At 72.4% G+C, this 12,257-nt stretch carries 12 protein-coding genes; 5 read left to right on the top strand and 7 right to left on the bottom strand.

Translation table 11 applies throughout. From position 1 onward, the window contains the following. Position 1 precedes the first annotated feature (1 nt). Positions 2 to 793, top strand: coding sequence for a pyridoxine/pyridoxamine 5'-phosphate oxidase (locus tag FCH28_RS19690; protein ID WP_246103014.1), 792 nt, complete (start codon positions 2 to 4; stop codon positions 791 to 793). A gap of 7 nt (positions 794 to 800) precedes the next feature. On the opposite strand, the gene FCH28_RS19685 is transcribed toward FCH28_RS19690, so the two are convergent. Then, positions 801 to 1,289: a GNAT family N-acetyltransferase gene (locus tag FCH28_RS19685; RefSeq protein ID WP_187363872.1), complete on the bottom strand. Its 489-nt coding sequence runs from the start codon at positions 1,287 to 1,289 to the stop codon at positions 801 to 803. Between the two features lie 143 nt (positions 1,290 to 1,432). Beyond that, a complete protein-coding gene (locus tag FCH28_RS19680) occupies positions 1,433 to 1,978 on the bottom strand; it encodes a Zn-ribbon domain-containing OB-fold protein (RefSeq protein ID WP_136741362.1) in 546 nt (181 codons plus the stop codon). A 356-nt stretch (positions 1,979 to 2,334) separates the two neighbouring features. On the opposite strand from FCH28_RS19680, the gene FCH28_RS19675 reads away from it, so the two are divergent. Together FCH28_RS19675 and FCH28_RS19670 are read left to right on the top strand one after the other, a co-directional pair. Continuing rightward, positions 2,335 to 4,566 (top strand): acetate--CoA ligase family protein, encoded by a 2,232-nt coding sequence (locus FCH28_RS19675; protein ID WP_136741361.1) that lies wholly within the window; start codon positions 2,335 to 2,337, stop codon positions 4,564 to 4,566. Positions 4,567 to 4,702: 136 nt separating this feature from the next. Beyond that, entirely contained in the window at positions 4,703 to 5,578 is an 876-nt protein-coding gene (locus FCH28_RS19670; RefSeq protein WP_136741360.1) for an enoyl-CoA hydratase/isomerase family protein, read from the top strand. A gap of 533 nt (positions 5,579 to 6,111) precedes the next feature. On the opposite strand, the gene FCH28_RS19665 is transcribed toward FCH28_RS19670, so the two are convergent. Both FCH28_RS19665 and FCH28_RS19660 read right to left on the bottom strand, forming a co-directional pair. After that, a complete protein-coding gene (locus FCH28_RS19665; RefSeq protein WP_281289736.1) occupies positions 6,112 to 6,783 on the bottom strand; it encodes a hypothetical protein in 672 nt (223 codons plus the stop codon). An 8-nt stretch (positions 6,784 to 6,791) separates the two neighbouring features. Next, positions 6,792 to 7,403 (bottom strand): RNA polymerase sigma factor, encoded by a 612-nt coding sequence (locus tag FCH28_RS19660; RefSeq protein ID WP_246103012.1) that lies wholly within the window; start codon positions 7,401 to 7,403, stop codon positions 6,792 to 6,794. A gap of 231 nt (positions 7,404 to 7,634) precedes the next feature. Here FCH28_RS19660 and FCH28_RS19655 point away from each other — a divergent pair, with 231 nt between their 5' ends. Beyond that, positions 7,635 to 8,264 (top strand): flavin reductase family protein, encoded by a 630-nt coding sequence (locus FCH28_RS19655; protein WP_246103011.1) that lies wholly within the window; start codon positions 7,635 to 7,637, stop codon positions 8,262 to 8,264. A gap of 28 nt (positions 8,265 to 8,292) precedes the next feature. Here the strand turns inward: FCH28_RS19655 and FCH28_RS19650 are convergent, their stop codons facing one another. Beyond that, positions 8,293 to 9,204, bottom strand: coding sequence for a hypothetical protein (locus FCH28_RS19650; protein WP_136741358.1), 912 nt, complete (start codon positions 9,202 to 9,204; stop codon positions 8,293 to 8,295). Between the two features lie 167 nt (positions 9,205 to 9,371). Here FCH28_RS19650 and FCH28_RS19645 point away from each other — a divergent pair, with 167 nt between their 5' ends. Continuing rightward, the gene (locus FCH28_RS19645; RefSeq protein ID WP_136741357.1) at positions 9,372 to 10,037 is read left to right on the top strand and encodes a maltokinase N-terminal cap-like domain-containing protein; all 666 of its coding nucleotides are present in this window, start codon (positions 9,372 to 9,374) and stop codon (positions 10,035 to 10,037) included. A gap of 122 nt (positions 10,038 to 10,159) precedes the next feature. Here FCH28_RS19645 and FCH28_RS19640 read toward each other — a convergent pair whose 3' ends face one another. Together FCH28_RS19640 and FCH28_RS19635 are read right to left on the bottom strand one after the other, a co-directional pair. Next, complete coding sequence (locus FCH28_RS19640) at positions 10,160 to 10,720, bottom strand: GNAT family N-acetyltransferase (protein WP_136741356.1); 561 nt, start codon at positions 10,718 to 10,720, stop codon at positions 10,160 to 10,162. 150 nt (positions 10,721 to 10,870) lie between these two features. Further along, a complete protein-coding gene (locus FCH28_RS19635) occupies positions 10,871 to 12,250 on the bottom strand; it encodes an MFS transporter (RefSeq protein ID WP_136741355.1) in 1,380 nt (459 codons plus the stop codon). Between the last annotated feature and the right edge of the window lie 7 nt (positions 12,251 to 12,257).

Genomic DNA, 12,257 nt, shown 5'->3' with positions numbered 1-12,257 from the left:
CATGGCCGATCTTCCCGCGCACCAGCACACCCCCGGCGGCAGCCCGGACGAGACCACCGTCCCTGCCGCCCGCCACTGGTCGACCCAGCCGTCCGACCAGACCACCGACGGGTCGTCTGCAGACGCCGATGCCGACGCCGCCCGTGCGTTCCGTGAGTTGCTGCGGGGGCTGCGGGTCTGGGAGACCGAGCTGCCGTCGTTCGATCCGGCGAAGGCCCCGGCCGAGCCGCTGCCGCTGTTCCGGCAGTGGCTCCGGGAGGCCGCCGAGGCCGGTGTCCCCGAGCCGCACACGATGACGCTGGCCACGGCGGACGCGGCCGGCGACCCGTCCGTGCGGACCCTGATGCTGCACGACGCCGATGAGCACGGCTGGCACTTCGCCACGCATCGGGGCAGCCGCAAGGGCCGCGAGCTGGCCGGCCGGCCGCGGGCGGCGCTGGGCTTCTACTGGCCGGCGGTCGGCCGCCAGGTCCGTATCCGCGGGACGGTGACCGCGGCCGGGCCCGAGGAGAGCGCGGCCGACCTGCACCGCCGCTCCACGGGTGCGCTGGCGGCGGCTCTCGTCGGACGGCAGAGCGAGGTGCTCGGTTCCGTCGAGGAACTGGCGCGGGCGTCGGAGGCCGCATGGGAACGGGCCGAGCGCGAGCCGGAGGCGCCCGTTCCCAGCTGGACGCTGTACGTGCTGCGCGCCGAGGAGGTCGAGTTCTTCCAGGGCGATGCGCGTCGGCGCCACGTACGCCTCAACTACCGCTATGTACAAGGCTGTTGGGAGCAGGAGCTGCTATGGCCGTGAGCGCCTCTCACAGCTGCCGATACATGATGTGCAGCCCCACATAGCCCTTGATGGGGTGCTGGAATCCCTCGGGGAGGGTGGTCATGATCTGGAAGCCGAGGGACTTCCAGAGCGCGACGGCAACGGTGTTGGTCTCCACGACCGCGTTGAACTGCATCGCGCGGTAGCCCTCGGCGCGGGCCCAGGCCAGCACGTGCTCGCCCAGCGCCCGGCCCACACCGCGACCGCCGTACTGCGGATCGACCATGAAACTCGCGCTGGCGATATGCGAGGAGCCGCCCATGTGGTTGGGGTTCATCTTGGCCGAACCCAGCACCGTCCCGGCCTCGTCGACAGCGACGACGGTACGGCTGGGCGCCGGGAGCATCCACATGTCGCGCGCGACGGACTCTTCGAGGTCACGCGGGTAGGTGTAGGTCTCGCCGGCCTCGACGATGGCCCGCAGGAACGGCCAGATGGCGGGCCAGTCGGCCGCGGTCGCTTCTCGGATCAGCACCGCCACAGCATGACGGGAGCGAATGACGCCTGCAACCCGATTTGCGCGCCACGCCGGACGGCACCTCAGGCGCGCAGGCAGGATCCGCCGCCGTGCGGGTCCTAGGGGCAGGATCCGCAAAGGTGCGGGCAGGACTCACGGACCTACGAGGCAGTGGCCGCGAGCGTAGGTGCGGGCGACTCGGGTCGGAATACGGGTATCGCGAACGCCCCAGTCATCCCAGCTGTCCCAGCTGCCCCAGAAGCCCCGGCTCGTCCGTCGTCCACCCCGCCCTCCCAACGGAAATGCACCCTGAGCGGCATGCCGATCCGCAGGTCGGCCTCCGGGCAGTCGGTGACCTCGGTCATCATCCGGGGGCCCTCGGCGAGGTCCACCACGGCGGCGACATACGGCACCCGGCCGCCGAAGGGCGGGAGGTCGTTTCGGTGCACGACCGACCACGTGTAGAGGGTGGCGCGGCCGTCGGCCGGCTCCCACTCGACGTCCTCGCTCCAGCAGTACGGGCAGAACTCGCGCGGGTAGTGGTGAGCCGCACCGCACCCCTCGGCCCGGCAGCGGCGCAGCAGCAACCGCCCCTCGGCCGCCGCGTCCCAGTAGGGCCTGGTGAACGCGTCCACCTCCGGCAGATCGAACCGCGCCGCCCTTCCGGCGAGCGCAGCGCCCGCGGCTCCCGCACCTTTCGCCGTCACCGGAACACCCCCACCCTCAGCGCCGTACCGCCGGCGCTCTCGTACGCCATCCCCATCCCGCACGCCGCCTCCATTCCGTTCGCCGCCTCCACTCCGTACGCCGTCCGCATCACGTACGCCCTCTCGCTGCTCGCTCGCCGAAGGCATCTGCCACCGGCTCCCGCCGATACCTGACGGCACGTCAGTTCAGCGCACGGGGCGCGGACGCGCAAGAGGCCGGACGCGGCCATCCTCGCCGCACAGCACCACCCCCTCGGAAGCTTTACCGTGCAGGCCCATTCCTGACATCGCGTCAGTTAAGTAATCTGACCATGCGTCAGGTAACGAGAGCCGTCACACAGGAGCGGGCGTCTGCGATGCTTGGATCGACTCATGGCACCCTTACCACTCACTCCCGGCCGGCCCGCGTCGTGGCCTGTGGGGAGCAACCACCACCCGCCGTCCACGGCGTGAGCGAGCCGCCCGGCGGCGTGGACCTGGACGTCAGCGGGCGTCCGCTGCACGCTCCGGTGCCCGACCTGGATCGCTTCTTCCGGCCCGAGTCGGTGGCCGTGATCGGCGCCTCGGACAGCGAAGGGCGCCCCAACACCGGTGTCACGCGTCAGCTGATCGGCTGGGCGGAGCGCGTCGGCGCCCGGCTCCATCCCGTCAATCCCGGACGCGAGCGGGTCTTCGGCCTGCCCTGCCACGCCACCGTCGCCGACCTGCCCGAGCCGGTCGACCTCGCCGTACTGCTGGTCGGCGACCCCGTCCCGGTCATCGGGCAACTCGCCGAGGCCAAGGTGAAGTTCGCGGTCGCCTTCGCGTCCGGCTTCGCCGAGACCGGCGAGCGGGGTGCGGCTGCCCAGGCCCGGCTCGCCGACGCCGTCGAACGCTCCGGCCTGCGGCTGCTCGGACCCAACACCAACCTCAACGCCTTCGAGAAGTTCCGCGAAGACCTGGACGGCCCGGCCATCGCCCTGATCACCCAGTCCGGCCACCAGGGCCGTCCCGTCTTCACCCTCCAGGAACTCGGTATCCGCCTCTCCCACTGGGCCCCCACCGGCAACGAGGCCGATCTGGAGACCGCCGACTTCCTCTCCTACTTCGCCTCCCGGCCCGAGGTCGGCGCCATCGCCGCGTATGTGGAAGGGCTCAAGGACGGCCGCAGTTTTCTGCTCGCCGCCGACCGCGCCGCCCGCAACAAGGTCCCGGTCGTCGCCGTCAAGGTCGGCCGCACCGAGACCGGTGCCCGTACGGCCGCCTCGCACACCGGCAAGCTCACCGGCGCTGACGGTGTCGTGGACGCCGCGATGCGGCAGTTCGGGGTGATCCGGGTGGACGGGCTGGACGAACTCCAGGACACCGCGGCGCTGCTGGCCCGCGCGCACAAGCCCAGCGCCGAGGGTGTCGCCGTCTACTCGATCTCGGGTGGCACCGGCGCCCACTTCTCCGATCTGGCGACCGCGGCGGGGCTGCGGCTGCCCACCCTCGCGGCCGCCAAGCAGACCGAACTGCACCAGTGGATCCCGGGCTACCTCAACGTCGCCAACCCGATCGACAACGGCGGGCATCCGGTCGGCGACTGGCGCGGCCGCAAGATCATCGATGCGATCCTGGCCGACCCGTCCATAGGGGTGCTGATCTGCCCGATCACCGGGCCCTTCCCGCCCATGAGCGACAAGCTCGCGCAGGACCTGGTGGACGCGGCGGAGGAGACGGACAAGCTGATCTGTGTGGTGTGGGGGTCGCCGGTCGGCACCGAGGACGCCTACCGCAACACCCTGCTCGGCTCCTCTCGTGTGGCGACCTTCCGCACCTTCGCCAACTGCATCACCGCGGTCCGCGCCTACTTCGACCACCATCGCTTCGCCGCCGACTACCGCTCGCCCTTCGACGACGCCCCGCGCGTGATGTCCCCCTCCGCGCGCAAGGCGCAGGGGCTGATGCGCCCGGGGCAGCAGCTCAGCGAGCATGCGGCGAAGCAGCTGCTGCGCGCCTACGGCATCCGCGTACCGCGCGAACAGCTGGTGACCAGCGCGGCGGCGGCCGTCCGGGCGGCGAGCCTGGTCGGCTACCCCGTGGTCATGAAGGCCTCCGGGCCGCAGCTGGCCCACAAGACCGAACTCGGCCTGGTCAAGGTCGGTCTGACCTCCGCCAGCCAGGTGAGGGACGCCTACCGCGAACTCACCGACATCGCGCGCTACGAGGACGTCCCGCTGGACGGCGTACTGGTCTGCCAGATGATCGAGCGGGGGGTGGAGATGGTCGTGGGAGTCACCCATGACAGCCTCTTCGGGCCGACGGTGACGGTCGGGCTCGGCGGGGTGCTTGTGGAGGTCCTGCGGGACGTCGCGGTGGGCGTGCCGCCCTTCGGGGAGGAACAGGCGCGCGCGATGCTCGGCGAACTGCGCGGCCACGCCCTCCTGGACGGCGTACGCGGAGCGCCGCCCGCGGACACGGACGCGCTCACCGAGGTCGTGCTGCGGGTGCAGCGGATGGCGCTCGAACTGGGCGGAGACCTGGCCGAGTTGGACATCAACCCGCTGGTGGTCCTGCCGCGCGGGCAGGGCGCCGTGGCCCTTGACGCACTGGCCGTCTGCCACTGACGGAGCGGGTGGCGCGTGCGGTCGACGGAACGAGCGCGGCCCGAGCCACCATCGCCGCGCGCCCCTCCGCCCGCGCCCCGCCCCCGCGAGCCCCGATCGCCACCGGCCCGACCACACCCTTTGGAGCCACTCCCCCATGACGTCCTCCCCCGTACCGTCCAACACCCCCGGAACCGCGACGCCTTCCGCCGAAGCCGCGAAGGCCGCCGATCCCCTCGATCCCGTCGATTCATTGATACTCCACGCCACTGACAACGGCGTCTCGTGGATCACCCTCAACCGGCCGGAGGTCATGAACGCCATCACCCCTGACCAGCGCGAACGCATCATCGAGCGGCTTGCGGACGCCTCCGCCGACCCGGGCGTACGGGCCGTGGTGATCACCGCGCAGGGCAGGGGCTTCTGCGCCGGCGCAGATCTGCGCGGATCGGCCTCGGCGGGCGACCGGGTCGCGGGCGATGTTGCCCGGATGATCCAGCGCGGCGCCCAGCGCCTCATCGGCGCGGTGCTGGACTGCGAGAAGCCGGTGATCGCCGCCGTCAACGGCACCGCGGCCGGCCTCGGCGCCCATCTCGCGCTCGCCTGCGATCTGGTGCTGGCCGCCGAATCGGCCCGGTTCATCGAGGTGTTCGTACGCCGCGGCCTGGTCCCGGACGGCGGCGGCGCCTACCTGCTACCGCGGTTGATCGGCCCGCAGCGCGCCAAGGAGCTGATGTTCTTCGGTGACGCCGTGCCGGCCGCGGAGGCCGAGCGGCTGGGGCTGGTCAACCGGGTCGTGCCGGACGGCGAGTTGACGAAGACGGCACGGGAATGGGCGGAGCGGCTGGCGACCGGCCCGACCCGGGCCCTGACCCTCACGAAACAGCTGGTCAACGCCTCGCTCGACACCGATCGGGCGGCCGCCTTCGCCGCCGAGGCCGCCGCCCAGGAGATCAATATGACGACCGCGGACGCACAGGAGGGGGTGGCCTCCTTCGTGGAGCGGCGCCGCCCGGCCTACCGGGGGCGGTAACTGCCGCCAGGTACGGGCCGATCGGGGCAGCCGGTGCCGCTGCCCCCGCCCGTCCCGAATACGCCGGCCCCGAAGCCGCCCCGGAACGTCCCGGTCCGGAAGACGCCGGTGCCGACCGCGCTGGTCCCCACCGGGGGCGTCGCCACCGGGTTCCTCCCCACCGGCGGCGTTCCACCACCGCCCGTGCCCACCGGCCTCGCCCCGTCGGGGCCGCCCGTGACCGCGCCCGCCGCCCCCAGCAGCCCGGCCGCAAGAGCGCCGGCCCAGACCGCGCCTCGGACCCTGGCAGGTACCTTCATCGCCGACTCCCCGTCTCGTACGGCCGCTTCAGCGGATGCGTCATATGGATGCGTTGCATATCTGCGCCGTAGGGACGCGCCTCACGCACGGGTGACACGTATCCGCGTCTTGGCGCACCTTCGACTGGATTCGCCAACTGCCTGCGGATTCACTCGGCTTCGAGCGGATCCGCACTCCGGACACGGACAACGCGCCCGCCCCACATGACACCAGGGCCTGTGATCCACATCACTTTATCCCAATGGAGCAGACCGGACATCAGCGGAACAGACCGGCACCTCCCGCGTATTGCGGGTCCGCACTCCCGGCAGCCAGCCCTCCACACCGTCCGTGCGGCTGACCAGATACCAGCGGGTGGACGTGACGCCCTGTTCGTCGCGGACGAGTTGCCCGTCGGTGACCACGCAGCGGGCGGCCAGCACCTCACCGTGCCAGACGCGGCCGGCGGAATTGCCGCGCGCGGCGTACTCCGCATGCGGGTCCCTGGCCAGCCGCAGCGCGCACTCCAGGGTGCGGCCCTTTCGGCAGGCCGACTCGCTGTTGTAGACCTTGACCGGCACCGTCGAGGGCGGCCCGGCCGGCTTCACCTCGGCCGGCCCCGGCCGCACCAGCCACCACACCCCCAGCATCACCGCGGCCACCGCCGCGGCGACCGCGAGTACGACGACATACGGGCGCCGGCGCGGCAGCGCGACCACGGTGGGCGCCGGCCCGGCGTCGGCCTCCTTGATGCGGGCCCACATCCCCGCCGGCATCTCGATCTGCTCGTCCGCGAGCCGGAGCCGTTCGCGCAGCAGCGCCTCGACCTCGCCTCCGGCATCGTCACCAGGCCCACCGGCGCGGCCACCTCCGTAGCCCGCGCCCGCGCCGCCCGCGCCGCCGCCGTCCCGTGGCCCCGCTCCCACCGCGCCGCTCACCTCCCTGCCCGCCCGTGATCCGATTCAACGAGGTAGGCGCGCAGCCTGTCCAGCGCCCGCGCGCGATGCCGGGCCGCGGTACCACGGTGCACCTTCATGATCTTCGCGGCCTGGTCGATGGTGTACCCGTCGAGGTCCACGAGGATGACGATCCCGGCCTGCCGGTGCGACAACCGCCCCAGCAGGCGCACCGCTTCGAGCTCGGCATGCCGCCGCTCCACGCCGCCGTCCCAGTCGCCGGACCCCGCCCCGAGACCGACCCCGGCGCCACCGCCGGCCCCACCGGCACCGGCCTCCTCAACGCCCTCCATGGCATCGACCAGCACCTGTCGCCGGTCCTTCCGGTGCGCGTCGCGGGCGACGTTCAGCACCGTGGTGAAGGCGTAGGCGTACGGCTCCGGGTGCGCGAGGAAGCGCTGCGGACGGGCGGCGAGCTTGAGATACGCCTCGTGCACCACGTCCTCCGCCGACTGTCTCGAACCGGCCAGCATCACCGCGCGCCGGTAGAGCCGGGGCAACAGCCCGCAGAAGACCTCGTCGAAGCTGGGTGACGTGGTGGGTAAGGGTGTTGAGGGTGTTGAGGATGTGGACGGTGTCGCATCGGCCATGTACCGGAACTCTCCCCCGTGCTTGGCTACGGCGCGGCCGAGGTGGAAGGTACCCGGGCGCCCGGAGGCCAATCAGGAATCGACCCTGCAATCTCCCGCGAATCCCCCGAACCCGCCCCCCTGATCACCGGCAAACCACCCCCAAGGGTGGGATCGCACACCGCCCCCTCCCCTCACCCCTTCCTGCCCCTTCCCCTCACCCCCTTCCTATCTGACGCTCCATCAGTTTCAATGAAACCCATGATGGGACACGCTGGAATGGCGGCTACGGCCGTGCGATACCTGCGCTCGGTAGGCGCACCGACGGCGGCCGCCGCACCCGCCGCCCCGCTCCCCCGCCCCGCCCTGCGCGCCGTACGCGAGGACGAGCGCGCCCCGCTGGACCCGGCCGAATTCCGCACCGTCCTGGGGCACTTCGCGAGCGGCGTCACCGTCATCACCGCACCGGGAGAGGCGGGCCCGGCCGGTTTCGCCTGCCAGTCCTTCGCCTCGCTGTCCCTGGACCCGCCGCTGGTCACGTTCATGGTGGCGCGCACTTCGACCACCTGGCCGCGGATCGCCGATGCCGGCGTCTTCTGCGTCAACATCCTCGGCGCCGACCAGGGCGCGCTGTGCCGCGGCTTCGCGGTCAGCGGGGGCGACAAGTTCGCCGGTGTCTCCTACGTCGCGGCACCGGCGACCGGTTCACCGCGGCTGACGGACGTACCCGCCTGGATCGACTGCACGATCCACGCGGTGCATACGGGCGGCGACCACCTCATCGTGATCGGCCGGGTGGACGCCTTGGGCACGGACCCGGTCGCGGCGGAGCGCGGCCCGCTGCTCTTCCACCGGGGAGGATTCGGGCGCTTCGATGCGTAAGGCCGACTTCGAGGTCAGTCGTCAGTCGTCAGTCGTCCCTCCGGGTCAGCTCATATCTCCTGCCCGTGTCAGGGTCGTCAGTGAAGTAGTACAGCGTGGGCCGGTCCGCCGTACCGCCGACGTCCCAGGATCCCGGGCAGCCGCCGGTCACCCTCAGTTCCTGAGCGTCGGGGTCCGCCAACGGCACGGTCAGCTCCCACCTGCCGCCGCCTGAGCAGCGGTCGCCCGGCTCGCCCACCCGGTGGGCCGACGCCCGCCCGTCGGACCGCAGGCGCAGGGTCCCGCCGTCGTCGTCCTCCCAGACGCCGGCGGCCGAGGCACGGTCCAGGTGCGGTGGCTCGTACAGCGGCAACAGATCGGTCGCGAGGGCCACCACGGTCAGTACGGCGAACCCGGCGACGGAAGCGAGTCCCGTCCCGACGACGCCGGGGGACGGCCTCAGGGGACGCCCGCCCCCGGCGCCCCGGCCGACGACCGCGGCGAGCAGCGCGGCCGGTAGGGCGGCCATGGTGAGCAGCGCCCAGCACACCACGTAGACCAGGGGCGGCTCGGCGGAGGCGGTGAGGAGCGCGAAGAACGTCCCGTAGGCAAGCGTCGCGGCAGCCGCCGCGAACGGTGCGGCGGCGGCCGTCAACCACCATGCCGGCCGCCCTGGCAGGCCGCCCCGCCGGGCCGCCCACCGCGCCAGCATCAGCGTGGGCAGCACCAAAGTGATCGTCAGCGCGAAGCCGGGAACGGCCCCGAGCACGCAGAGGACCGGCACCCCGAACCCCAACAGAAACGCGTTGGGCGGCTCCCCCTCCTGTGTGAACCCGAACAACACCAGCCCGGCACCGGCGGTCATCACCTCACCGAGCAGCGCCGCCATCGACACCAGAACGGTCCGCCCACTCCAGACGGCACCGTCCTGCCCGGCCGCCGCACCCTCGCTCCTCGCCATCCCGCACCCCCTCCGGGGATCATCCACGGCGACCGGCGGCGGGTCGCCACCGGGGCGACCCGCAGCATGTCTTGTGGATCACGCCGGGCGGAGAACCACCTTGTCGGCGCCGCACGGATGACAGGGTGTGAAACCTCGCCTCCACGCAACGGAAGGGAACGTGCGGCATGGCCGTCATACACCACACCGTCCTCAAGCCGACCAAGCTGGAACTGCTCACCGACTGGCTGCCCTCCCGCCCGTGGTACCGCGGGGGCACGGGCGAACCGACGTTGACCAAGGCCGGCGGCTTCCGGCTGGACGACCCGAGCGGCGCGGTCGGGATCGAGTTCATGGTCGCCACCGACACCGCCGGACCTCACCCGACGTCCTACCTGGTGCCGCTCACCTATCGCGGCGCCCCACTGGACGGAGCGGAGCACGCCCTCGTCGGCACCATGGAGCACGGGGTGCTGGGGCGGCGCTGGGCCTACGACGGCTGCCACGACCCGGTGCTGGTCGCCCAGTTGCTGGCCCTGATCGAGGGCCGGGCCGAGGCCCAGGCCCAGAGCACCAGCGACACCCCCGACCGGGAGGTCACCCGCTCGTACACCGGTGCCGGCGACACCCCGGCGGACTTCACCACCACGGCCACCGACAGCGAAGACGGCACCGAGCTGCCCGCACCGCATGACACGACCCTGCGTCTGCACCGGGTCCTGCGGCCCGTCCCGGAAGGCTCGCCGTTCGTTCCCCAGGGCGCGGCAGGCCACGTCGCAGGCGCCTGGCAGCTGCCGGACGGCACCCGGGTTCGAGGTGTGTTCGCCGTTCTGGACGGCGGCCCTCGGGTCTAGGGCCTGCCCGATGGTCCGATGGGACGGGCCCTGGGTGTCAGGGCGTTCAGCCGGTGCGGGCGCAGTGCCGAAGGCGTCCCCCGGCCTGCCGCCCCGTTCACGCCCCGCCTCGTGTGACGCGCTCAGACAGCCCGTTCGCCGGCCCGCCACTCCGGTGCAAGCACCGACCAGATCTCCTCGTCGTGTCGCTTTCCCCGGTGCGGATGGCTCTCCCGCAGCACGCCGTCCTTCGTCATGCCGAGGCGCCGGGCCACGGCGATGCTGGGCTCGTTCGTCGCCGAGACCCACCACTCCACGCGGTGGATGCCGCGCGCCTCGACGGCCCAGTCGATGAGCACCCGCACGGCCCGGGTCACCAGGCCCCTGCCCACCGCCGACGGCTCCAGCCAGCAGCCCGCCTCTGCGGTGCCCTGCTTGACGTCCATGGTCCGGAGGATGACCGCGCCGACCAGCCTGCCGTCCGCCCAGATGCCGTGGATCCGCCCGGTGTCGGCCGCGGCCTTCTCCGCGTACGCCTGGAGGAACGCGCGGCTCGACGCCAGGTCTGTGACGACGTCGGGCAGCGCGTTGTGCTGCCCGATGAACTCCCGACCCCGGTCCATGTGGGCCAGGAACTCCCCGGCCTGCCACGGTTCGAGGGGGCGCAGCTCCGCACCGTCGTCGCCCAGGGATATCGCGTACATCGTGACCTTCCAGGGTCGGAGCCGGTACGGAACCGGAAACAGTGCACTCGCGAAGGAACAGTGCACTCGCGGGGGATCTTCGCATGGGCATCCCGTGAGCAGGCCGGAAGCCGTCAGCAGTGGCAAGGGCGTTGGCGGCTCGGACACGCCCTATGCCGCTGCCGCCTCCGGGGCCGGGGCGGCAGGTGACCCGGCGGCGCCTCGCCTCCGTATCACCAGGGCCATCAGCGCGGCGAGCGCGCACAACGCGCCGGAGGTGTACCAGACCGGGTCGTAGGTGCCGAAGGTGTCGCGGGCCAGGCCGCCCGCGAAGGCGATCAGGCCGGCGCCGACCTGGTGGGCGGCCAGGACCCAGCCGAAGACGATCGCACTGTCCTCGCCGTAGTACTCGCGGCACAGGGCGATCGTCGGCGGGACGGTGGCCACCCAGTCCAGCCCGTAGAAGACGATGAAGAAGACCATCGGCGGGTGGACCGAGTCCGCGAGCAGCAGCGGCAGGAACATCAGCGACACACCCCGCAGGCCGTAGTAGACGGCGAGCAGGCGGCGGGTGTCGAAGCGGTCGGTGAACCAGCCCGAGGCGATGGTGCCGGCGATGTCGAAGACGCCGATGACCGCGAGCAGCGAGGCGGCCGCCGTCATCGGCATGCCGTGGTCGTGGGCCGCGGGCACGAAGTGGGTCTTGACCAGGCCGTTCGTCGTGGCGCCGCAGATCGCGAAGGTGCCGGCCAGCAGCCAGAACGGTCCGGTTCGGGCCGCCGAGACCAGCGCCCGTATCGCGCGTCGGGCCGCGCCCCGCTGCGGCGGCGGCTTGGGTACGAACTCCCTTGCCCCGTACGGCGCGAGGCCGACGTCCGCCGGGTGGTCGCGCAGCAGCAGCCACACCAGGGGGACGACGGCGACGGCCGCGAGCGCGACGGTCACGGCGGCCGGCCGCCAGTCGTGGTGGTCGTGGCGGTCGACGATCCAGGAGAGGAGCGGCAGGAAGACGAGCTGCCCGGAGGCGCCGGCCGCGGTGAGGATGCCGGTGACCAGCCCGCGCCGCTCGGTGAACCAGCGGCCGGTGACCGTCGCGGCGAACGCGAGTGCCATCGAGCCGCTGCCCAGGCCGACCAACACGCCCCACAGGAGGACGAGTTGCCAGGAGGCCGTCATGAAGACGGTCAGTCCGGTGCCGACCGCGATCACCATGAGGGCGACGGCGACCACCCGCCGGATGCCGAAGCGGTCCATCAGCGCGGCCGCGAACGGTGCCGTCAGCCCGTAGAGGGCGAGGTTCACCGACACCGCGAAGCCGATGGTGCCGCGCGACCAGTGGAACTCGGCGTGCAGCGGCTCGATGAGCAGGCCGGGCAGGGAGGCGAAGCCGGCCGCGCCGATGATCGTGAGGAAGGTGACGGCGGCCACCGCCCAGGCGCGGTGCGGACGCCGGCGGCGCGGCGCGGCGGCGGGCGCGGCGGCACCATCGCCGGACGCCTCCGGTCCGGCCTGGTCATCGGCGCGTACGGGCAGTTCGGGTGTCTGGGTCACCCGAGCA

Source organism: Streptomyces piniterrae (genome assembly GCF_005048155.1).
Classification (GTDB): domain Bacteria; phylum Actinomycetota; class Actinomycetes; order Streptomycetales; family Streptomycetaceae; genus Streptomyces; species Streptomyces piniterrae.
This window is presented reverse-complemented; position numbering and strand designations above follow the sequence as displayed.